The organism is Paenarthrobacter sp. NPDC058040, assembly GCF_042885775.1.
Lineage (GTDB): Bacteria > Actinomycetota > Actinomycetes > Actinomycetales > Micrococcaceae > Arthrobacter.
In genome coordinates this window covers 25237-47727 of the sequence record NZ_JBHVRN010000024.1, presented here as the reverse complement: position 1 = coordinate 47727, position 22491 = coordinate 25237, and the positions used below count along the sequence as shown (strand labels likewise).

At 58.1% G+C, this 22491-nt stretch carries 20 protein-coding genes and 1 pseudogene; 11 read left to right on the top strand and 10 right to left on the bottom strand.

The genetic code is table 11. The annotated features are described in order from the left end of the window. From ACFVSJ_RS23620 to ACFVSJ_RS23595, 6 genes and pseudogenes are all read right to left on the bottom strand, one after another. Nucleotides 1–185, bottom strand: a pseudogene (locus ACFVSJ_RS23620) (glucose-6-phosphate isomerase); the annotation flags it as partial. 91 nt (nt 186–276) lie between these two features. Then, nucleotides 277–618, bottom strand: a complete 342-nt coding sequence (locus tag ACFVSJ_RS23615; RefSeq protein ID WP_387439553.1) for a hypothetical protein — start codon at nt 616–618, stop codon at nt 277–279. A gap of 141 nt (nt 619–759) precedes the next feature. Beyond that, complete coding sequence (locus ACFVSJ_RS23610; RefSeq protein ID WP_387439552.1) at nt 760–1977, bottom strand: MFS transporter; 1218 nt, start codon at nt 1975–1977, stop codon at nt 760–762. A 313-nt stretch (nt 1978–2290) separates the two neighbouring features. Continuing rightward, nucleotides 2291–3058, bottom strand: a complete 768-nt coding sequence (locus tag ACFVSJ_RS23605; RefSeq protein WP_387439551.1) for an SDR family NAD(P)-dependent oxidoreductase — start codon at nt 3056–3058, stop codon at nt 2291–2293. Next, nucleotides 3055–4842, bottom strand: coding sequence for an NAD(P)-binding protein (locus ACFVSJ_RS23600; RefSeq protein WP_387439550.1), 1788 nt, complete (start codon nt 4840–4842; stop codon nt 3055–3057). The genes ACFVSJ_RS23605 and ACFVSJ_RS23600 overlap by 4 nt, the downstream gene beginning before the upstream one ends. Beyond that, nucleotides 4835–5773, bottom strand: a complete 939-nt coding sequence (locus ACFVSJ_RS23595; protein WP_387439549.1) for a dihydrodipicolinate synthase family protein — start codon at nt 5771–5773, stop codon at nt 4835–4837. Before ACFVSJ_RS23595 ends, ACFVSJ_RS23600 begins: the two co-directional genes overlap by 8 nt. 108 nt (nt 5774–5881) lie before the next feature. On the opposite strand from ACFVSJ_RS23595, the gene ACFVSJ_RS23590 reads away from it, so the two are divergent. Further along, nucleotides 5882–6751, top strand: a complete 870-nt coding sequence (locus ACFVSJ_RS23590; RefSeq protein ID WP_387439548.1) for a LysR family transcriptional regulator — start codon at nt 5882–5884, stop codon at nt 6749–6751. A 49-nt stretch (nt 6752–6800) separates the two neighbouring features. Here the strand turns inward: ACFVSJ_RS23590 and ACFVSJ_RS23585 are convergent, their stop codons facing one another. Further along, on the bottom strand, nt 6801–7100 hold the full coding sequence (locus ACFVSJ_RS23585) for a YciI family protein (RefSeq protein ID WP_387439547.1): 300 nt from the start codon (nt 7098–7100) through the stop codon (nt 6801–6803). Nucleotides 7101–7406: 306 nt separating this feature from the next. Between ACFVSJ_RS23585 and ACFVSJ_RS23580 the strand changes: the two genes are divergently transcribed. From ACFVSJ_RS23580 to ACFVSJ_RS23535, 10 genes are all read left to right on the top strand, one after another. Continuing rightward, nucleotides 7407–8864 carry an aldehyde dehydrogenase family protein gene (locus tag ACFVSJ_RS23580; RefSeq protein ID WP_387439546.1) on the top strand — a complete coding sequence of 486 codons (1458 nt, stop codon included), beginning with the start codon at nt 7407–7409 and terminating at the stop codon, nt 8862–8864. 89 nt (nt 8865–8953) lie between these two features. Further along, on the top strand, nt 8954–9301 hold the full coding sequence (locus ACFVSJ_RS23575; protein WP_387439545.1) for a cupin domain-containing protein: 348 nt from the start codon (nt 8954–8956) through the stop codon (nt 9299–9301). 16 nt (nt 9302–9317) lie between these two features. After that, nucleotides 9318–10646 (top strand): flavin monoamine oxidase family protein, encoded by a 1329-nt coding sequence (locus ACFVSJ_RS23570; RefSeq protein WP_387439544.1) that lies wholly within the window; start codon nt 9318–9320, stop codon nt 10644–10646. 41 nt (nt 10647–10687) lie between these two features. Further along, nucleotides 10688–12190, top strand: a complete 1503-nt coding sequence (locus ACFVSJ_RS23565) for an APC family permease (RefSeq protein ID WP_387439543.1) — start codon at nt 10688–10690, stop codon at nt 12188–12190. A gap of 774 nt (nt 12191–12964) precedes the next feature. Next, the gene (locus ACFVSJ_RS23560; RefSeq protein ID WP_387439542.1) at nt 12965–13735 is read left to right on the top strand and encodes an SDR family NAD(P)-dependent oxidoreductase; all 771 of its coding nucleotides are present in this window, start codon (nt 12965–12967) and stop codon (nt 13733–13735) included. Between the two features lie 594 nt (nt 13736–14329). Continuing rightward, entirely contained in the window at nt 14330–15484 is a 1155-nt protein-coding gene (locus ACFVSJ_RS23555) for a PucR family transcriptional regulator (RefSeq protein ID WP_387439541.1), read from the top strand. 16 nt (nt 15485–15500) lie between these two features. Beyond that, nucleotides 15501–16238, top strand: coding sequence for a VOC family protein (locus ACFVSJ_RS23550; RefSeq protein WP_387439540.1), 738 nt, complete (start codon nt 15501–15503; stop codon nt 16236–16238). 110 nt (nt 16239–16348) lie between these two features. Then, entirely contained in the window at nt 16349–17551 is a 1203-nt protein-coding gene (locus tag ACFVSJ_RS23545; protein WP_387439539.1) for an aromatic ring-hydroxylating dioxygenase subunit alpha, read from the top strand. Next, complete coding sequence (locus ACFVSJ_RS23540) at nt 17541–18500, top strand: PDR/VanB family oxidoreductase (protein WP_387439538.1); 960 nt, start codon at nt 17541–17543, stop codon at nt 18498–18500. Before ACFVSJ_RS23545 ends, ACFVSJ_RS23540 begins: the two co-directional genes overlap by 11 nt. A gap of 147 nt (nt 18501–18647) precedes the next feature. Continuing rightward, complete coding sequence (locus ACFVSJ_RS23535; RefSeq protein ID WP_387439537.1) at nt 18648–18947, top strand: antibiotic biosynthesis monooxygenase family protein; 300 nt, start codon at nt 18648–18650, stop codon at nt 18945–18947. A gap of 155 nt (nt 18948–19102) precedes the next feature. Here ACFVSJ_RS23535 and ACFVSJ_RS23530 read toward each other — a convergent pair whose 3' ends face one another. The 3 genes from ACFVSJ_RS23530 to ACFVSJ_RS23520 all read right to left on the bottom strand — a co-directional run bounded on the left by ACFVSJ_RS23530 (nt 19103) and on the right by ACFVSJ_RS23520 (nt 22080). After that, nucleotides 19103–19849: an SDR family NAD(P)-dependent oxidoreductase gene (locus tag ACFVSJ_RS23530; protein ID WP_387439536.1), complete on the bottom strand. Its 747-nt coding sequence runs from the start codon at nt 19847–19849 to the stop codon at nt 19103–19105. Between the two features lie 638 nt (nt 19850–20487). Further along, on the bottom strand, nt 20488–20955 hold the full coding sequence (locus ACFVSJ_RS23525; RefSeq protein ID WP_387439535.1) for a hypothetical protein: 468 nt from the start codon (nt 20953–20955) through the stop codon (nt 20488–20490). A 366-nt stretch (nt 20956–21321) separates the two neighbouring features. Continuing rightward, complete coding sequence (locus tag ACFVSJ_RS23520; protein ID WP_387439534.1) at nt 21322–22080, bottom strand: hypothetical protein; 759 nt, start codon at nt 22078–22080, stop codon at nt 21322–21324. Between the last annotated feature and the right edge of the window lie 411 nt (nt 22081–22491).

Sequence of the window (22491 nt, the reverse complement as noted above, 5' to 3'; positions counted from 1 at the left end):
TGGGAGACGGCCGGAGCCTCTACCCAACCCAGGCGGATAGCGGATTCAGACTCGGCGTCCGGACCCCACAGCGTGTGGTCCTTGGCGAAAATCCGGCTCGCGATCTTGTCTTCGACCAGGCTGTCAAGATGCTGGGCGATGGCCTCTTGGGCGGCACCGCTGGCGTCAAAGCTGATTGTGCTCATTGTTTCTGGGGCTCCTAGGCGTTCGCGCCGAGATTGTCGATGAAACGGATTCATGCTTAGCGAGCCGTCTGTAACCACTCTTGCGTGGTTTTCAGACGGGCTGATCGGATCGTCGCGTTCCCTCTCGCGGTCCAAGCACGACAGGAGTTGCAAGACATGTGAGCGGGAAAACTCCCATTCCTGGGACACGTGAGGGTCTTTCCCACTTGTAGTCAATCCAGATCTCATAGCCCTCTGCGCGCTCGACCATGGTGCGTGTGTTCACACCATCAACAGCGAGCCACAGGATCGAGTTGTCGTTTGTAACCGCATCGACGACGCCGTACCGGACGAATTCGTTGTGGAGGCGGACCTCGACGACTTCGCCTACCAGGGGAAGCCAGTCGTGCTGAATATGGAAGCTCATTTTTCTCCGCTTGGATTTATTGCTCATTCCGATGAGGCACTGTCGTGCCAGCTGGTCACCGTGGCCAACAAGCCGCGGTTGAACTTAGACGATTGGCGAGCGGCCTTCCCGAATTTGAGGCTGGGGTTATCAGGTCTGAAAGCCCATGGACGAGGGATGTTGTTCGGGTCATCGTCCGATGTGGACGTGCCCTCGTCTTGCTGCGACGCTGTAAAGCCAGATGCTGATGAGTGAGAGGACGGATGCGTAGACAGAAAATGCCCAAAGCATATTCTGCTGTTGCGCCCATATCAGGATGTAGGAAGAGGTACCTCCGAAGAGAGCGACTCCAAGGCCGTAGGCGACAGCCATGCCCGTTGTTCTGCAACCAGGAGGCATGAGCGTTGAGATGATGAAATTGAAGAGCGTTTGATTCAGGGCGACCGAGCCCCCTCCAATGAGCATCACCGCAGCGAACGTCAAGATTCCGGGTTCGTTGTACAAACCGATCAGGAACACTGCTGGCACCAGACTAAGACGCACGATCGTGAAGACTTTGAGGTTTCCGTATCTGTCGCACAGGGCGCCCACGTAGGTGCCTGCCACCACCATGAGGATGCCGAGCATTGTAGTAACGGCAAAGATGTGCGTTGGGTCCTCACTGTAGGCAGCACGTGCGAGGCCCGGCAGGCCTACGGTCCAGGCGTAATTGGCCACTTGGGTTCCTGCAACCACAAAGAGGATGGCAAGGAAACCGAGGCGGCTTTTCCAAACCTGCTTCCAGACATCTGCGGTTGTGGAAGGTACATCTCCCTCACGGCTGCCAGCACCGGTGTCGGGCAAGGAACGACGAAGGTAGATGACGAAAATTCCCGCAAGACCCCCGACGAGGAAAGGTATTCGCCAGCCCCATTCAGCCATTGCGTCGCCCCCCACGCTGGCACTCACAATGAAGGAAACAAGGGAGGCAAGCATGATTCCGGCCTGCAGGATTGAGCCGGAGACGATGGTCGTGAATCGGCCTTCCTGCCCAGGTGTGGCCATCTCGACCGCGGCAGAATTTCCCACAGCCTGTTCGATGCCGGTGGACAGTCCCTGAATCAGGCGCGCGCAGACCAATACGACTGCCGCCCATACTCCGATCTGCTCGTAGGTGGGCAGCAGACCCATTAGTAGGCTGCTGCCAGAAATGGCGGCTATGGAAATCAGCAGGATCTTCTTGTGGCCAATACGGTCAGCTACTGGACCAACCAAAATTCCAGCCAGAGGCCTGGCGATAAATCCCACGGCAAAAACCATCAGGGCCGACAAAGTGGAGGCCACCGGGTCGGCCCCCGGGAAGAAGTGTGGGGCCAGCAGCGCAGCCATCAGCCCGTAAACGGTGAAGTCAAACCATTCCAGTGCCATGCCACCGCCGAGGGCGAGGGCGTTGCGTTTGTTGACTTTACCTGCGGAGGCGGCTGTCCTGGTGTTGGTTGCCCTTGTTGTATTTTGGCTCGTCATTGTGCCTCTTCATATCGTGCGATTTTGGGAAAGCAGGGGGGCCCGCGTCGTAGACGTTCTCGGTCGCAAGCTCTGCGCTGGTCCGGGCCACGACCAGGCATGCGCCGTTGGCGTCGGCCGGTGCCTGTCCGGACGGGCTACAGGAACGTCGTCGTTGTTCGCGTGGCAACTGATGGATACCGCACCGGTTCCGAATCAGGACCTCCTGGGCAGGAGGCTAGATCGTTTGACCGCCGTCGATATACCACGACTGTCCGGTTACGAAACTGGCCGCGTCGGACGCCAGGAATCCAACAGCGTTGGCGATGTCGCGGGGTTGTGCAAGCCTGCCCAACGGAATCCCGGTACGGAATACGCTCAGGTCTCCTTCGATCTGGCGTTCCGGGCCGACACCGAGGCGTGCCCATTGTTCACGCTGCATATCGGTTTCTGTAGATCCCGGGTTGACCGTATTCACTCTGACGCCACGCCCTGCCACTTCCAGCGCGAGCGACTGTGCCATCATTTGGGTTGCGGCTTTGGATGCGCAGTAGGCTCCAAGATCCAGCCGTGGTTTGGTGGCGCAGTTGGATGTGATGATGATGATCGAACCGCCGGTTTCATGAGCGATCATTTTCCGGGCGGCAGCGGCGCTGCACAGGTACGCAGCCCGTGAGTTCACCGCGAACTGTTTGTCCCAAAGACTGATATCACCTGAGAGCAGTTCGCCCGGATTACAGACGCCCGCATTGTTCACGAAGATGTCAAGACCGCCCAATTTGCGCGAGGCGTCCCCGATGGCTTCATCGACCGAAACAGGATCAGTAAGGTCGGCGGCAACACTGTAGCCGCCTAGTTCATTTGCAGTTCGAGCCGCCGACTCGGCGTCTATGTCGATGATTGCAACTTTCGCGCCCTGAGCGACGAGGTGTGTCGCGATGGATTTACCGATGCCTCGTCCGGCACCAGTGATTATGGCAGTCTTGCCGATGAGAGATGTAGTCACTTTTGTGCTCCGATATTTCGTTCAAATTGAAGAGTGTCTGTGTTTACGCTGACGGCAGGGTTCAACGCTGCTTCGAATGCGCTGGCTATCGCTTCGCGCGCCTTACCTGCTTTCGCGGCGTCTCCGATGATCGTGATCCGGTCGCTGGGAAGTCCTGCTCTGCCCAGTACACGCATGAGGGAATTGCCTCGTCCGACCCGGAACTTGTAGTAGAAAAAGTCGCGGACTCCGGGTTGGCTGAAGACCCTTTTGACGATTGTCGACTTCATGAGGCGGGTGTTCAGAACCTTCTCTACAAGCCCGCCCACTCCGCTCCGATACCGGGCGCCAGCAGCGATGACGATGAGATCGGCGTCGAGGAGAAGGTTGATTCTCGCTTGGGCAGATTTGCCTAGATGGAATCTCACCCCTGCCCGCCTGCATTCGCTTTCCAAGTTGGAGATATAGGCAGCAAAACTGGGTTCAGCGGCCTCAACCTCATTGAAGATGGGCGCCTTGCCGGTCAGAAGAAAATTTCCGCCGACCCGGGGTCGTTTGTCCAGCACGCTGACTGTGTTGCCGGCAGCGGTCAGCGCCGCGTAGGAGAGTCCAGCCGGGCCGGCTCCGATCACGACGATTTTCTTGCCGGTCGTTGTGGCTCCTGCCGCGAATTCCAGTTCCCGTCCAGTTGTGGGGTTCACGACGCAGGAGAGGTTGTCACCGCCGCGCATGTTATTGACGCAGTGGTTGCAGGAAAGACAGCTTCGTACAGGCTTGCCGGACGCGGCTTTGTTCACCCATTCTGCATCCGCCAGAAGCGGGCGGCCGATGGCAATCATGTCCAGCTTTCCATCTTCAATGGCCTGGCCGGCTATCTCCGGGTTTCCCAGTCTGCCGACACCGATGACGGGGACATTGACACGAGATTTGATCTCGGCTGCCATGTCCAAAAACACCCCTTCTTTGTATTTCATGGGGGGAATCATGATTTCAGCACCGGGTTCGGACCGGTAGTGTCCAGCTGTGACGCTGACCGCGTCGGCGCCAGCATCTACAGCCCATTCCGCGACGGCATAGGCATCTTCGGTGCGCAGACCACCAGCGTAGAAATCGTCTGCTCCAAGGCGATAAATCACCGGCAGGCCTGGAACAGACTTTTTGATTCCTTCGATGATCCGCATACCGAACCGAGCGCGGTTCTTCAGTGAGCCGCCGTATTCGTCCGTTCGGACGTTCTCCGTCGGTGAAAGGAACTGTGAGATAAGGTAGCCGTGGGCGCCGTGAAGTTCGACCATGTCGAAACCGGCCCTTTGTGCACGTTCGGCTGCCCGTACGAATGCCTCGATTGTTTCTTCGAGACGTTCCAGGGTCATCGCCTCCGGATGCGCTATTTCCTTTTCAATTTCAAACACGACCGTCGCCACGGACGATGGCGCCACTGGCTGTACGTTGGAGACTGCCCGCCGTGCCCTGCTGCCCCCATGGCCCAGCTGGATTGACGCTCTGGCACCCTCATCGTGGATGGCCTTCACGATCGTTTCCAACCCGGGCAGGTACTTATCGTCGTAAATTCCCAGCTCGTGGAATCGGTGCCTTCCGGCGACCTCCGGGGCAGCCATCTCGACCGTGACCAACCCGACGCCGCCGCGCGCGCGGGCCTGATAGTAAGCAACAGTGGCAGAAGTAGCAAAGCCCGCGTTCGTAGAGTAGCGAGTGGTCATGGGCGGCATAACCACCCTGTTCCTGATCTCTACGCCGCCGATGGAGATCGGCGCAAACAGCGCCGACTTCAGCATGTCAGGCATGGAGGAGTCCAGACTCAGCCATGGCTACCTGCAGCGCTGCCTTTTCCGTGTCGCTCAGGGGCTGAAGAGGGGAACGGACGTGGGCTTCGTCGATGTTGCCCATCAGGGCAAGGATGTTCTTCATCCGGTTATGCCCATCCAGGAACGGCTCGGTGTAGCACGCTTCGGCCAGTGGCCAAATCCGGTTCCACACAATGCGGGCTTCTGCGAGGTCCAGGCTATTGATTGCCTCCCAGAGTTGGACATGCAGAGCGGCAGCGATGCTGCCATGTCCGGAAAGAATGCCGTCTGCTCCTACACATAGCGAGCTAAACAAGGATCGGCTAAAGCTGGACAACACCGACACGTCCCTATCGAGGGACTTAAGGGCGCGCCAGGTCCGTTCGTAAATGACTATGTCGTTGGACCATTCCTTGACGGCGGCAACCGTGTCGATTTCTGAGCAAAGCTGTGTAATGCCATCCACGGTGAAGCGCAGGGGGGAGAAGTGAGGGTACAAAAATGCAATCAGGGGCAGGTCGGTCACGGAAGCGATTTCGGCGAAATGCGCCCTTGCCATCTCAGGCCGCTGATACCCGCCACCATCCAAAACAGCAGAGGGGAATACAAGGAGGCCGTCAGCGCCGGCACGGTCTGCCCTGACCGCTGCCGCAGCGGCCTTTCGTGATCCGTCCTCGTAGATTCCGGCAAAAACCGGCACCCTCCCGCTGGTCTCCTCAAGCACAATGTCCAACTGCCGTGCGCGTTCGTCATCCGTCAGTGTTGCTGTCTCTGATGCGTGGGCGTTGGTTGTAAGTCCGGAGATTCCGGGGACATCCAGTAGGGTACGCAGATGCTTCCTGAGGTTGGTCTCATCCAACTGACCATCGGCCGTAAACGGCTGCAGGTGCGCCGGAATGACGCCGGTAAGCGTAAGGGGTGAGCGTGTCATTTGGATTCCTCTGGTAGCGGACGAGTTCTGTGGTCATTCACGTTACGGACGCCCCAAAGCGCTGTGAAATGCCTCTTTTGCATCCCTTATGCGTGATACGTATAAGGGATGGACCTTGAAAACCGGCTTTACAGCGTGGAGTTCCGCCACCTCAGGGCATTGGTCGCTGTCGCGGCAGAGCTGAACTTCACGCGGGCAGCCGAACGCCTGCAAACAACGCAGCCGTCCCTGAGTCGAACCATCGCCGGCTTCGAGCACATTTTGGGGACCGTTCTCGTTCGACGCGATCGTCAATCCGTAAGCCTGACCCCTGCCGGAACACGCCTGCTCCCTTACGCCCAGCTGGCGCTGCGGGCTCTCGAAGAAGGCGCCGATGCCGTAACCGGAGCCCCATTGATTCTGCGCATCTGTTTCGCAGGCGTCTTGGCCGAGATCACGGGACCCGCTGTGAGGGCGTTCGAAGGCCTGCATCCGGGGATCCAAGTGGACATTCGGCGCTATGACGACCCGATGGCGCGGCTTGAGGAGGGGCGCTGCCATCTCGCGTTTCTTTTGGGGGCACCGAAGAGCCCGACACTGGAATCTTTAGTTCTGACTGAAGAAGCCAGAATGGTCGCACTTCCGAGAGGACACCGGCTGGCGGCCCAGGAGACCATTGCCCTGAACGAACTTTCCCGCGAGACGTTGGTGATCAATGTTCTAGCCGGCACTACGAGCGTCAACCTGTGGGATGAGTCCAACATGCCGACCAGGATTGTGCGTGTCAGGAACATCGACGAATGGATGGAAGCAATCGCGATCGGCAGGGGTATCGGAGTGACGCCGGCCTCGACCGCCAGGTTTTACAGCCACCCTCAAATTGCGTTTCGTACCTTGTCGGATGCTCCGATGGTGCCCGTGGTTTTGGCTTGGCGGCGAGGAGACCCGCACCCGAACATCCCGGAGTTCATTGAGGCTGTCCGGTCGTCGCTAGTGTGAAAGAGAGCGCCGCGGGACGGTCCCCTTGACCGAGCCGGCAGCCTACGATTCAGACAGGGTGACGGTATCGGGCAAGAGCCGATGACGTTTTCGTGGCAAGGAATTCGGTCACCGAATACTCGGCAACGGCATTGATCAAAAATGGATCCTTTTCCAGGATATCCATGATCTCGGCACGTGTGCCGGCCGCCAGGATGACCCCTCCAGTCCAAGGCTCTTTGCGCCCAGAGGCCAGGAAGAACCCGGACTCATACTGGCCTTGTAGAAAATCTCGATGGTCATCCAGGTGCCGTTCAACCATTGTCAGATCCACCACGTAGTTCAGGTCGATGACAAAAAGACTACTCATCCGGTTGACCGTACCAGAGCGCTTTTCGACCTATTGGACATCCTGGGACGGTTCTCGGTGACAGGACTTCACAACCATGCGTCGCCTTCTCAGCTAGAAGCTCGATCATGAATAGATGACCCCGGATCACAGCCCAGCTTCTCTTCGCGGTCGGTAGCTCTAGCCCTGGTGCGGGTTCAGAGACCAGCGATGAAGTGTACGGTTCCCGAACAGTTACGGCCCCGGGTCTTGTTGGACGATATCTCCATGCCCGTTCAGTGCGATCGGACACACAGCACATCAGTACTCAATGGAGAGGGAGCTCAAATGACGCTCCAGACGGATCCCGAATTGACCACGATCGAGTTGTCCACCAGGACCTTCAAACAGCTAATTGACGGACAGTTGCTCGAGGGCGCCTCGTGCCAGCCCGTCGTCAACCCGGCAACGGGAGAACCTTTCGCCGTTGCACCCGTGGCAAGCCAGGGCCAAGCGAATGAAGCATGCCTCGCTGCGGAGCGAGCCTATGTGGGGTGGCAAAAGACTGCCTACGGAGACCGCACCCACATTCTTGAGCAGATTGCGGTTCGGATCGAAGAACGCCGCCAGGAAATCGCCCACATCATTACCCTCGAGAACGGAAAGCCGATCGCAGAGGCTGAAGGTGATGTCGACGCTGCTGTGACGTGGCTTCGGTACTTCAACAGTCTCCGACTTGATCCGGAAGTGCTCCGCGAGGATGAGCACACGCGCATTGAGATCCACCGCAAGCCGTTGGGAGTGGTCCTTGGCATCATTCCGTGGAACTTTCCGTTCTTCCAAACCATCTACAAGCTGGCACCGGCCCTTCTGGCCGGAAACACCATTGTCATCAAGCCTGCACCGACTACGCCACTCAACGCGATGCTCGTTGCAGAGATCGTCCACGATCTCGTGCCGGCAGGTGTGGTCAACGTGGTCGGCGATAACGGGGATCTTGGCCCGTTCCTCAGCGCCCACCCATCCTTCGCGAAGATTTCCTTCACCGGATCCACGGCCGTTGGCCGAAAAATCCTGGCCAGCGGTGACACCGTAAAGCGGGTGGTCTTGGAACTAGGCGGCAACGATGCTGCGGTGGTACTCGACGACGCCGATATTCCCGCCGTCGCAAAGGGAATTTTCGAGAAAGCTTTCTGGAACACCGGCCAGGTTTGCATCAACATCAAGCGAATCTATGTTCACTCTTCCCAGTACGACCAGTTCTGCAGCGAACTTGCCCGGCACGCGGCAAACGCAAAGATCGGCCCCGGAGTCAATCGGGACACTGAGTTCGGGCCGCTTCAAAACGCGCGCCAACTCCACGCCGCCAAGGCAGCCCTGGAGGTCGCCGCGCGCGACGGGAAGATCATCGCCGGCGGCAACGTGATTGATCGGCCGGGTTACTTTGTCGAACTTACTGTCGTTCGCGACATCGACGAAACCAGTCCATTGGTCGCAGACGAAACCTTCGCCCCTATCCGGAGCGTCCTCAAGTACGACGACCTGGACGAAGTCATTGAACGGGCCAACAGCACGAACTACGGATTGGGCAATTCTGTCTGGGGCAGTGACGTGGCGCGCGCAACGACCATCGCGAGGCAGTTGGAGAGCGGAACCGTGTGGGTTAACACCCACTCGGCCGTAGCACCCGATGTACCTTTCGGCGGTCGCAAGCAGTCCGGTCTTGGTGTCGAATTCGGGATCGACGGTCTTCTGGAGTTCACCGACAGCTCCGTGATCCACATCGCCAAGAGTTCCCTCGCATAACTGAACCAACTGCATGAAACGCAGTCTTTCGATGGTCATCTGGTCAAAGGAAGCACCGCGAATCAAAATAATAAGAAAGGCAAACGCAGATGATTGAGCTATCGGTCTCGACAGAAGACCTCACTCCCCCGGAGGACTATCCCCTGGAAAATGTGCTTTACGGCACTCCGGCTGGAAAGGTCCAATGGCTTCGGCAATCAACTCAGGGTGAAGGCCAACTCTATGTCGGCATCTTCACCTGTGACCCCTGCGGGGTCGAGGATGAACTCCTTGGTGATGAATCCGTCTACATGCTAGAAGGCCGCATGACAGTTGAAGTCATTGGTGGTGAATCGGTCTCCCTGAGCGCCGGCGATGTTGCCTCCTTCCCGAAGGGCACCAAGACCGTTGTACACGTCCACGAGCCGATCAAGAAATTCTTTGTAATCAGCGGATAAAGGTAGAAGAAAGAAAATGAGCAACAACTCTTACGACGTTATCGTCATCGGCGGCGGATTCGCAGGTGTCACCGCCTCACGCGAACTGGGCCGACAAGGCTACAAGGTGGCACTCCTCGAAGGCCGCGATCGCCTTGGTGGGCGCACCTGGTACAAGGATGACGCTCTTCCGGGCTACTCCTTGGAACTCGGCGGTACGTGGGTGCACTGGTTCCAACCCCATGTCTACTCCGAGATCACCCGATACGGCCTTGAGCTTGTCGAAACCATCGGTGTGTCAGCGCCGGAGCTGGCCGCAACGGTATCCGGCGGCAAGCAGAGCATTCGGAAATTCGACGAAGTAGGCGACAACATCAACTCCGTCATGGAGAAGGTTGTTGAAGGAGCCCGGGACGTTTTCGAGCAGCCGTTCCGTCCTTTCCTGCACCCGGAAGCCTTGGCAGAGGTCGACAAGCTGTCCATCCAGGACCGCATCGACTCCCTGGATATCTCCCAAGAGGACAAGGACCTTGCCAATGGGCTCTGGGGGGCTATGGGTTCAGCACCGTGCAGCGAAGTCGGCGTGGTGGCGGCCATGCGCTGGTATGCCCTGAGCGATTTCAACATCCAGACCATGTTTGATGCCGTAGGCCGGTACAAGTTCAAGAAGGGAACTCGCTCGCTGATTGATGCGATCGCCGGCGACTCACTCGCAGACGTCAGGCTCAGCACTGCCGTTGCATCCGTCGAACAGAACGAAGACGGCGTCCGCGTCGTAACCCGCGACGGCGAAGTCCTTACCGCCTCGGGTGTGGTCGTAGCAGTTCCCGTCAACACGCTCGGAGCCATCAAGTTCACCCCCGAACTCTCAGAAGGCAAACAAGCAGTCAGTGTGGAACGCCAGGCTGGACGTGGATCCAAGGTTTGGGTTCGGGTTCGGGGAGATCTTCCCAAGCCGTTCTTCGCCGTCGCCCCGGACAACCACCTGATCAACTACGTCGTCACGGACAAGATCCTCGAGGACGGCCAGATCCTGATCGCTTTCGGTCCCGACGGGGCCAACACAGACGCTGCGGACGCCGACATGGTTCGCACCGAGCTTGGCAAAATCTTCGGCGACCTTGAGATCGTCGAGACCGTGGGGCACAACTGGGCGAACGACGAATTCGCGCAGGGCACCTGGGCCATGTTCCGCCCGGGGCAGACAGTCGAGCATCTCACCGAGCTTCAACAGGCGGAAGGCCGCGTCTACTTCGCAGGGTCCGACATCGCCAACGGCTGGAACGGGTTTATCGATGGTGCCATCGAGTCCGGTATCCGCGCCGGCCGTCAGATCAGCGCCGAGCTGCTGAAGCAGCAAATCTAAGGCGTATCCGCCTCAGAAACAGCACATAGAAAGACTACAAAATGATCGAGATCGACACCGTCGTCGGTACCGAGCGCCGACGTCTCGCCAAGACTCTGACTTGGCGAGACGGTATGGCGCTTGCAATGACTTTGCCCACGGGCCTGTTCGTAACCTTCGGATACCTCATGGGTGTCGTAGGTGCCTGGACTGCCATCACCGTGTGGTGCGTAGGAGCGGTCATCAGCCTGCTCCAGTGCTTTGTTTTCGCCGAGATGGCAGCGATGTTTCCTCGCGATTCGGGTGGCGTTGCACGCTACGCGATTGAGGGGTGGAAGAAGTACTTCGCGCCATTGGGTGCAATAGCTGCCTTCGGTTACTGGATTGGGTGGTCGCTGTCGATCTCGATGGCATCTGTGGTTCTCGGTGAACTGATTGTAGATACATGGTTCCCTGACAACGGGATCAGTTTCAGCGTCCTGGGAAACCCTTTGGGACTTGAGCATCTCATCGCCCTTGGAGCCATGGCTTTCGCTTGGGCGTTCAACTACTACGGGCTCAAGTTTGGCTCTGCCGTCAACAAGTTCCTGGGCTTGTTTGTCATCATCGGTCTTGCTGCAGTGACAGTTGGATGCCTCGTAAGCCCAGCGATGAGTTGGTCCGCCAACAACATGACTTGGTACGTAAACGGCGACTGGCGCACAGTAGTAGTCGTGCTGTACGTGACGGCCTGGGCGGTTTACGCCAGCGAAATCGTGGCCTCCTTTGCTCCCGAGTACAAAAACACCTCCAGCGATACCTCCAAGGCCATGACACGCATTTCGCTGTTCATGATCGTTTTGTTCTGTGTCGTTCCAACCGTCCTCGCCGGTACCCTCGGCGAGGACGGGGTGCGGGACAACCCGGTCACCTATGTATCAGTAGCCTTCGGACAGGCTTTCGGCGGCGCCAGCTGGATCGGCACCCTCGTGATCGGCTCCGCCCTGCTCATCGCCATCATCTCCACAACAGCTGACGGTGGCCGGGCCCTCTTCGGCCTTGCAGAAGAGGGCATGACGATCAAGCAACTGCACTGGGTCAACCGATGGGGCGTACCCGGACGGTCGCTGACCTTGGACGTAGTGCTCAACGCCACCGTCATGGTTCTCGTGGGAGAACCTGTGAGCATCTTGTTGGCCAGTAATCTCGGCTACCTGCTTTCGATAATCCTCGGGCTATCTGCCTTCCTTCTGCTACGCAAAGACAGACCAAACTGGCCACGTCCCATCCGTCGAGGACGAATTTGGATTCCCGTGGTCGCGGTGCTGGTGGCATTCAATGTATTTATCACCGTAGTTGGTGTCCTCAACCCAGAGCTTCTGGGCTATGGCGATATCCGTGACACCCTGGTTGCTGTTGCCATCCTGTTGCTTTCGGTCCTGCTCTACGTCTACAGGCGCGTTGTGCAGGACAAGAAGCCAATGGTTTGGCGTCTGCCCTCCCCAGCTGTGCCCGACGGGGAAGATGCAATCGCACTCGAAGAGGAAATGCGCCAAGTAGAAGCAGAGCGTGCGCGCCGGCGTTAGACCGGCAACTCACAACCTGTACTTAGAAAGAGCGGCCTGACCTGGCATTGGTTGAACCTCCGCATCTAGACGCGGCTGCTTCAACATATCTATGGTCAGGCCGCTCTTGAATATTCAGCTTCAAAAGCCCGAGGACGAGCCGAAGGACAAGTGGCTGGAGGTTGCCTGATTGGAAGCTGCCCGGATGCAAACCAGGCCTCCAACAAGCGCCCACGGAGGGCTCGACCAAGCGAAGACGCAGACTAATCGAAACGCCTGCGGGTCCAAAACCCTCAATGCGGAGCAACCGCAAAATCTAAAGACAACAGTTAAGACCCCAGACGAGGGCTGGAGATTTCCGGAAACTCCTAAGCATGAAGGGCTTCGACGATGCCACGATCCGGCCGAGACCACGGCACCTACTGGCTTCCACGTACAGCCAGCTGAAGAAACTTCGTTCAAGTAAGAGGTGGGACCTCCGGAGTCCTTGGTCCGAAAAGGAAACCTCAAACAACAAGCTCACCTCCGAGACATCGGTGCGCCAGGACGCAAAAAAGACTCCGGGCTCTTACTCGCCAGACGACGATAGCTGGAACCCAATAATCCTCTACCCAATGCCCTGACGCAGCTGGAGAAACCCCAGCGTGTCAGTTTTTCGCTCCAAAGCTGAAACCGCGATCATCGGCTATCCAAATCCGATTCCCACCAGATGCTCGAGCGAGTAGAGGCAGGCAACTCCAGCCGTCAAACAAGTCCACTAAAACAAAACAACAAACTAACGAAGAGGGAAAAAATATGGTCTCCACCAAAAAACTGGCCGGCCGACGCGTGATCGTCACGGGGGGAACCAGAGGAATTGGACGGGCATGCGCGGAGCATTTCGCCCGAGCCGGTGACCGGGTCCTTGTCTGTTCCAGGAGCGCCTCTGAGGCGGCAGCCGTGGCATTGGAACTGAACCAGTACGGAGGATCCGTCGAGGGCGTTGTAGCCGATCTTGCTGACCCAGAAGTAGGGGCCCAAGTGGTGGGTAGGTGCGTAGAGCTGTTTGGCGGCGTAGACGCCCTTGTAAACAACGCAGCAATTTTCGAGGCAACTCCCGTCATCGACGTCACGGCAGAAGATTGGGACTCGACGATGCATATAAACCTCCGCGGGCCGGCACTGATGTCGGCCGCCGCGGCCCGGGTGATGAAGGAATCAGGTAGCGGGTGCATCGTTAATGTCGCCTCAATCAATGGACTAGCGCCCGAGGCGAATTTCGCCGCCTACAATGCCTCCAAGGCAGGTTTGATATCCCTCACCAGGACAACCGCGATTGAGCTTGCCGATTCAGGGATCCGGGTTAACTGCATAGCCCCCGGCATAATTCAAACGCCCATGGTAGAACCATGGATAGCGGGCCTTTCTGATGATGTCGTGGCGCGCTGGGCACCAATGCGCCGATTTGGGCGGCCCGAGGAGATCGCCAGCGTTGTTGACTTCTTGATCTCCGACGCTTCCGCCTATGTGACCGGGGAAACCCTCACGGTAGACGGCGGCACCCTGGCACGGCAACCGCTCCTATAACTCGACACGCCAACGGCATCGAACAAATCCCCACGATTGCGTACTGCTTGAGCAAGCTGCATTCCCACGACCTAAGGATGGCTGGCCAGGCTCCAGCGCCCTCACACTTAACAGACCGGTGGCGCCAATGCCCGCGCGCACCGGCCATACTACCAACAACAGACGACGACCGGCACGGAGTCCCAAATGACGCAAACACCGAGACAAGACCCCACCGATTCGGAACTTGTCCTGACTGCCAAGTTCCGTCAGATCAACAGGAAGACCGGCTCCGCGGCCGTGGCAGCGACGTCAAGACAGGAGCCTATGGAAAGGCCCTTCGGGATCGCTCACCTGCGCCGCAACGGCTCAGCGTTTACGGTCTGCGGAACAGACGCACAGACCTGGCCGAACTTTCATCAGTTGGCAATGTCAGAAGCAGAAGCGCTTTGTCCTGATTGCGCCAGTGCGTCCCGTTGACTGCTGCTTCTTCGGAAACAACCGGTTGAACTCGGCCGGCCCCCATAATTGCCCTGCTGATGAGGGAGCCCTACGAAGTCACCCTAGAAATAGTCCCAGGCAGGAGCCATCCATCCGGAAGGTATGATTCGAGTCATGACGGCGGCCGATTCAGATTTTGCCGACCACCGGGCACTTGCCGACGCGCTCACTGCCGAACGCCCTCTTCACGCCTTGGTGAGGGCCCTGCATCGCATCTCCTCCGCGCCGGTTGCAGTGATCGACCGGCGCGGAGGCGTATTGGTGAGCATGCCCGAACGCGCAGAATGGTTGGCGGAAGAACTCGTTGCCGTGTCCCCGCCTACGGATGCCCCCGTTGCTGGTTGCATCCTCCGCTCCATCGAATTGGAAGGGGAACCAGTCGCCGTACTGGTAATGCAGGGACACGGGGCAACACCAGAACTTTTGTCATTTGCTGCATCCTTGGCGGGCATTGAACTTTCACGCCGCCATGCAGCCCTCAGCGGCCGGAGGGAACTTCTCGGACAGGTCCTGGAAGACGTCTTTGCCGGATATCTGGGCGACCAGGAAGGTGTCAGACGACTACTTCTTCACGGGTTGGATGTCGCAAAGCCCCACGAGGTCATCGTCGGGTCTGCGGATGGCTCCCCCCGGCGCCTGCGCTCTTACCCGTGGAATCTGCATACGCTGCTCACCCAACAAAACGATCCCTACCTGCGAACGATCGTGGACGATAGGGTGGTTTTGGTCGTCCCGGAACAAGCTGGCCTTTTCGTGGCCAAGCTTTGTCACGAACATCTGGCCAGCATTGGAACTAACGCACGCGTTGGCATCAGCACGCCCCGCATTGGCGTTAGGGGGCTCAGACTTGGTTACTTTGAAGCACGCAACGCCCTAGCCGAAGGTTCCGGCGTCCACGTTCACCGAAGCCGGGATCTGCCAACAGCATTGTTGATTGCTAGTCTTGAGGCGGGGGCACCGCTGGGCGACTTGTCAGCCGAAGCACTGGCGCCGCTTTTGGAATACGACCAAAAGAACGACACGTCGTTAGTGGACTCGCTCCGCTGCTACCTCGGAAAAGATGGCGATATGAGCGCGACAGCGGCTGAGCTATTCGTACACAGAAATACCCTTCGCAACAGACTGCGGCTTGTCGAGGAACTTACAGGGCGAGACGTCTCTTTGCCGAGTAACTTCGCGCATTTCTGGTTGGCCACCTCGGGGCTGGACATAACCACGAGCGCCAGCCTGTCATCACTCTTCGAAAGAAGCACGGTGAGGGATGTCTAGAAGCATCCACGTTGCCATGGAAACCGTACTGTTCGTGGGTAAGAACTATAGCGCTACACGAATGTTCTTTGACCTGATAATGAACTTGCGGCCGACCGATTCAGGGTCACAGCCGAGGGTTCTCTTCGCTCCGCCAGTTGAAACCGCCACACCTGATTCGGGCGTTTGGGTTCCTTGCTTTGGCAGCACCAACACGACAGGTCTGAGACGCCAAGTTCTGGGCTTCGGGGCAGAGCTGGTTTCAAACCTTATAGTGGACGGTCGCGAGCTGCATTTATATGCGGCCCCTGATGACGGCCTGTTTGCACTTACTGACCTAGCCGAAGTGAAGCCACAGCCGGAGCTCCCAGGAGCTGTAGCGTTCGTTGATCTATACACCCCAGAAGCCGCTAAGGCCGCTAGCTATTACGCCAACGCGCTATCCTGCCGTGTCATTCACGAAACGATTCCTACCCCCGGCGATTACCGATTCCTGGTTTCGGGTCAGGAACCCGTCGCTGGCATAGTCGACATGCTGGATGTCCTTCCCACGGTGGTTGCACCCCACTGGATCCCATACTGGCGGGTGGTTGATATGGAGGCTGAGGTTGCGCGATTGAGTGATCTCGGGGCTCGCGTACGTGTTCCGGTCACGGATTCCGCGTTAGGTCCGTTCGCCCTTCTTGCAGATCCTTTCGGCGTTACTTTCGGATTACAAACTCCCCTTTCAGACAATCTGCTCGTGGAGCACGGCAAAGTCCAGACAGGAATGTAAGCGCGCACAGGCAAACCGGATATCGCAGTGCGCATGCCTATGTTCCAACGGACGGCCCCAAAATAGCGTTAACCATTGTCAGTTTGAGCTATCGACAATGGAGACGAGACGTGACCAATTCACTGCCCCCGGCACCCCTCACCAAATCCGACTTGGACATCGTTCTGGAGGAGCGGCTTTCCGACGCCCGAACCTTGCCAGCGGATGCATACCTGTCCCAGGACATCCTCGACTGGGAACGCAAGCACCTTCTGGAGTCGGCCTGGGTTTGCGTCGGCCGTAGCAGTGATGTCGCAAAAGCCGGCGATCAGAAGGCCGTCAGGGTCGGCACTCAGGGCATCCTGCTGACCCGTGACGATGCAGGCTCCCTGCATGCCTTTTACAATGCGTGCAGGCACCGCGGCCATGAACTGCTGCCCGTTGGTGCATGCACTAACAAAAAGCTCGTCCAATGCCCCTACCACGCATGGGTTTTCGGCCTCAATGGTGAGCTCCGATCTGCCACCCAGTTCATGGACACGGAAAACTTCAACAAAGAAGAGTGGCCTTTGATTGAAGTACGCTCTGTCGAGTGGTTCGGATGGATTTTCATCAACGCTTCCGGGGATGCCCCCGAGTTCAGCGAGTGGGTAGGCAACCTGACAGAGGTAGTCGCACCTTGGGACCCGACCGACATGGTAGTAGGTGAGTCACACAACTACACTCTCAAGACCAACTGGAAGACGGTCATTGAGAACTACCTTGAGTGCTACCACTGCCCCTCCATCCACCCTGAACTTTGCCGAGTGGCTCCTCCTGAATCCGCCATGGGGCTGCACCAGACCGGGATGTGGCTCGGCGGTGGTCTGGAGTTCCGGGATGAAGCCGACACAAACAGCCTCGATGGCCGCAGCGGTGGCGACCGCATCGCCGGAATCGACGACGAACAAGCACGCTGGACGCTCTACTTCATGCTCGCCCCAAACCTGCTCCTGACGCTGCAGCCAGACTACGTCATGACGCACCGCCTCGTTCCGCTCTCCCCCGGCGAGACCTGGGTGGAATGTAGCTGGTACTTCCCACGCGAAGTCGCTGAGCGTCCTGGATTTGATCCGTCGTTTGCCGCGGACTTCTGGGATATCACCAACAAGCAGGACTTCGGTGCCTGCGAGTCCGTTTACCAGGGCATGTTGACGGACGGCTACCGCCCCGGTCCGTTCGACGAACGCGAGGACGGCGTCCGGGCGTTCCAGGCACAGCTCGCAACGGCATACCTGACAGGTCGGTGGGAAAAGCCGCTGCAAATCAGCCTTGGCGCGGATCATGTCGTCTGAGACGGAGCTCTCTCTTGAGATCACAGCGGGCACCCTTGTGGCCGCTGGTGTGCGGTCGCTGCGCCTTGAGCGCAGCGACCGCGCTCCCCTCCCCGGCTGGGAAGCCGGAGCTCATCTCGAATTCGCACTGTCCAACGGACTGATTCGTCACTACTCGCTTTGCAGCAACCCTAACGAAACGGGCTTCTACGAAGTCGCGGTGTTATTGGCCCCTGAAAGTCGCGGAGGGTCAACACATATGCACCATGACCTTCAAGTCGGCGACGTTGTGAGTGTCCGCGGCCCCCGAAACAATTTCCCCTTCTCGGTTGGATCCGGCGAGCGAGTGCTGTTTGTCGCGGGCGGAATCGGCATCACTCCCATGCTGCCCATGATCCGGAAGGCGCATGAAGAAAACATCGATTGGAAGCTCGTCTACGGTGGGCGGTCACGCGATTCGATGGCGTATCTTGACCAGCTCCAAAAGTATGGTTCAAGGGTCCAAATAGTCCCGCAAGACGAAGCAGGTCGAATCGATCTTCCTGCGCTCCTTGGCTCACCCAGGATAGACACAAAAATCTTCTGCTGCGGGCCGTCAGGACTCCTGGACACCGTTCAAGAGCTCTGCAGTAAGTGGCCAGCTGGGTCTCTGCACCTGGAAAGATTCGCTGCCGGAGCGCCAACCGAGAGCACGGACGATACCAGTGCCTTCACTGTGGTGGCAGAGCGCAGCGGCAAAACCTGTACGGTTGCTGCCGATGAATCGATCACCGACGCCTTGGTACGCATCGGAATCAATGTGCCCACTTCCTGCAGGGAAGGCATCTGCGGGACCTGTGAGACCAAAGTACTCGCCGGCACGCCCGACCACAGGGACTTCCTGCTTGGAGACGCTGACCGCGAATCCGGTACCACGATGTTGACCTGCGTTTCGAGAGCCAAAACCCCAGAACTCGTCCTCGACCTCTAGCGTTGATCACTCGCACCATGGAAGGAAGCGGTGGGACGTCTCTGACCACCGCCCAGTTCGCAATTGCCGGACCGCAGGGGGCCGTGCCACCGGCACAGCGGTATGAGTAAGAACCAATACAACCTCGCTGACGGAAGGAGTAGTTGCTTGATCCAGGAAATCGTAACGCTTACCACCACCCCGGGTTCCGAAGCGGCTTTTGAAGCAGCTGCTGTCAAAGCCGTTCCCCTTTTCAAAAGGGCACACGGCGCACTTAGCTGGCGTCTGGACCGGACAATCGAAAGTCCCAACGAATACACACTCATCGTGAGATGGGAGACCCTTGAAGACCACGTCGTGAGCTTCCGGGAATCTGCGGGATTCCAGCAGTGGCGTGAACTTGTCTCACCCCACCTCACTGCACCCCCGCGGGTGAAACACACCCAACACACGTACCTCGGCTTCTAAGCCAGGTACCTCTAGCCGATCGTGCCAGGAGGGACGGCACTGCTCACCTGGTACGGTCAACCGCGGCAGTGGCCTCTCACAGCGAGGCCACTGCCGTATTTAGAGTCTCATTCCCATCAGGCGGTCCCCTTGCTTGGCGAGTCGGAGTTGTTCTCCTAGGGGCGGGCCGTAATGCCCCCATCGACCATCAGTGACGTCCCAGTGATGAAGCTCGCGTCGTCGCCGGCTAGAAACGCGACGGCGGCTGCGATTTCTCGCGGTTCGGCGATGCGCCCGATCGGGTGCTGGGACGGAATAGTCGGATCTAGTTCGACATCTGCCATGCCCATAGGGGTGTTGACCCAGCCGGGGCAGACGGAATTCACTCGGATCCCGTCGCCCGCGTGTTCGAGGGCAAGCGACTTCGTCAAACCCTCAACCGCATGTTTACTGACGTTGTAGGAAGCGGCTCCGGCGAAGCCTACGTGGCCGAGGATGGAGGATGTATTAACGATTGCACCGCCATCACCAGACTCGAGCATCAGGCGAATGGCATGCTTAGACATTAAGAACGCTCCATCGACGTTTACGGCCATAACCCGGCGCCAGTCGTCAAGCTTGGTACTCACCACGAAACTCTCCTCAGCGATTCCGGCGTTGTTGAAGAGGACGTCAAGCCTGCCATACTGCGTCTTGACTTGGGCGAAGAGTCTTTCAACTTCCTTTTCCGCAGTTACCGATGCCTGAAGGAAAGCCACGTCATAACCCGCGTCCCGAAGCTGATGTGCTGTTGTTTCTCCGGCTTGCCTATTTATGTCGACGGCGACCACGGATGCTCCCTCTTCAGCAAATCGCTCCGCGGCAGCACGACCGATACCGGATGCGGCGCCTGTGATAAGCACAACCTTTGACTCAAACCTCATGAAGATTCTCCCTCCAAGCGACTTTGCTTGTCTGCTAGCCAGAACGTCTATTCGCTCCGCGCGGATACCTGCGGACGAACGCTGGTCACAGTCAACCTATGTTGCGCCTATCTCACGTAAGTGTCCGGAATTCGGCCATTGCGAAGGTACCTCGCAAGACGCCTAAGTCGGTCAAGGAACTTAGCCGCCTCGGGTCTCTAGTCAGATTCCGTCGACTCCATGGTCCTGATATGGGTTTTCGCAACCTGAGGCCAGAATTCCGCGAAGCTGCAGCTCGGCGTTGTTCAGTCAGGCTTACCCGGGTTCACTTTAGCTTGGTCCCAAAGCTCCCTCTCACCGAAGGGAGGAGATCCAGTAATGCTGAGAATGTCAGCGTGAGACACATTGTTGGGAATCCACTGGTCCCGCAAACTGCAGAGAGGTCGGGACTCGCCAGAATTGTTTCTTTGGGTCCCATAAAGGGATCCATTGATAAGACTAGAGGATCCGTTGGTCGCAACCCGGTAGGAGGAAGCTCAGCGCCCAATACTGCCCGATGAGCTTCAACTTGAGAGTCGGAACTCGTGCTGCAGCGGCCGCCTGAATGAGCATCACGACTCCCTCGCTGCGGGAGGCCAAGGGCACGCTCCTTGGCGCCGCTAGGGAACAATCTCCGCAGTTACGGCTCTCAACCAGCCGTCTGTGGTCTCGCCCTTGATGGTGGCTTCACCCATTTCCACCACCATGTGGACCTTTTGGCCGTCACGCCAGCTGGTTGTTGCCTTCTTGTCGATGAATATCATGAGATCGTTGGCGCCACCTTTAGCCTTCAGATAGACGTTGAATTCACCAAAGGCTCCGGTCATCCAGTACTCCGACGTGACAAGCTCACCGGTTAGCTCGAAAGGGTCTCCAACCTTCATACTGCCCATCTTGGCTGAATTGAGCTTGTCCAGCAGTTCATCGGCGGTGATCGGCGAAGGTACATCAGGCGCAGCCGCAGCTTGCGGAGTGGCTGACTGAGAGGGGGCTTCCTGGGCCGAATCAAGGGCTTGCTGCGAGGCAGTTTGCGTTGGTACTGCTTCAACGGGAGTAGTCGGCTTTTCTCCGCCTTCAAAGGCACCCATGACAAGAGCGACAATGATGAGGGCACCAATGACCCCACCTCCGATTGCGAGCATCTTCCATGGAACCGGGCGTTGAGGTTTACGGAAGGTCAACTCCGTGCGGAGCGTGCCCTGCGTTTGACCGACAAACTCCTAGCCCTCCTGCTCCAGCTTGGCCTTGGTCCGGGCCTCCATCCCGCGAACCGTCTTCACGATCCTGGTCATGTACTTCACATCTGTTGCTGTCGTCATGCTGTTCCCCCGAGCTCGGCCGTTCGCGCATCGAACTCCTCAGGAGAGCATAGGGCGGCTGGCCCCAGTCTCCAATTCCAGACATACAACCAATCCCCAAGACCCGAGACAGCGGCACTTAGTTCAGCGCAGTCGTCAGGGCAGCGTGTTGTCCCACCTGTCTCGCCAGTTGCCATACAACCCGTAGGCCAGATTTCTGGAAGGATCGTGCCAGTGCCTTCCCATGATTGGCAGAACGGGGAGTCGGTCCTCGTCGTATGTTTGAACGGACGTGGCTGTGCTGTTGGGTTCCAGACCGCTCAGCTGCCTGCTTGCTTCCAGTCTCGGCTGCAGTTGTGGAGCTGCCACACAATCTGGCCTTGGAAGCGCTCTTCTCTGGCTTTTGTCCAACTCCACACTGAGGGCAATTATCTTGAGATCGTGTGGGCCCCTTTCGATCCGGGTGAGGTCCAGCAACGCGTTCTCCCGCCAGTACAGCCGGAGCAGCCTGCCACCGCCAGGAAATTTCGTGCCATCCGCCATGATCAGGGCGTAGCCTGCTTCAACCATCAACTGAAGCCTGGCGACTTCGAGTTCTGAGGGCGTCGCCGTCCGACCGTACACCTGAGCGAGGGCGGTCCATGTGTGGAGCATCGCATCGATTACGTAATCCTCTTCGACTGCTTCCCGTTCATTAGAGTTGCTGAGCTCCAAGATGTCCATGACGAGGCCGTTGGGCATCGTCGCAGAGTGGCCCAGACCGTGACGCAGGAAGACATCAACCCGTCCTGCCGTGATCCCGTATGCCCTGAGCCACGCCAGCGTCGCTGGTGATGGCGTGGCAGACTGCCTGCGTTCCTTGATGAACGTGGCCGCAGCCCATTCGATGAAAGGCGCATATTGGTGTTTTTTCATGAGTATCTCCTGAACTGGGGATGTCTGCGACGCCTCGAATGGGCGAAAAGAGAAAAAGAAAAGGACCGTCCCACGGACGGTCCTTCGAAAGAAAGGTTCTGCTGTATCTGATGTGGCGTGTCGGGCTTGGCTTTCCTTTCCGTGCTTACGAAAAAAGACACCTGCGATTGCAGGGGTCTGGGCTTGTTGAGTCAGTGTCTTCGCTAGTCGTTACCAACTCAACTAACGCAGGAGGTTGCCCCGAGAATTTGTGAGTGGCCCGTGACTGGAATTCGTATCAGCCCCAACGCTAAGGGCCTTGTCAGGCACGCGCGTCTGCACGGTGAGTGAGAAACAACTACGAAATCTAGCAGTTGTTGAAAACACCTGCCGGCTCTTGCCATGTGCGCGCCAACGCAAAAGACCTCTGCA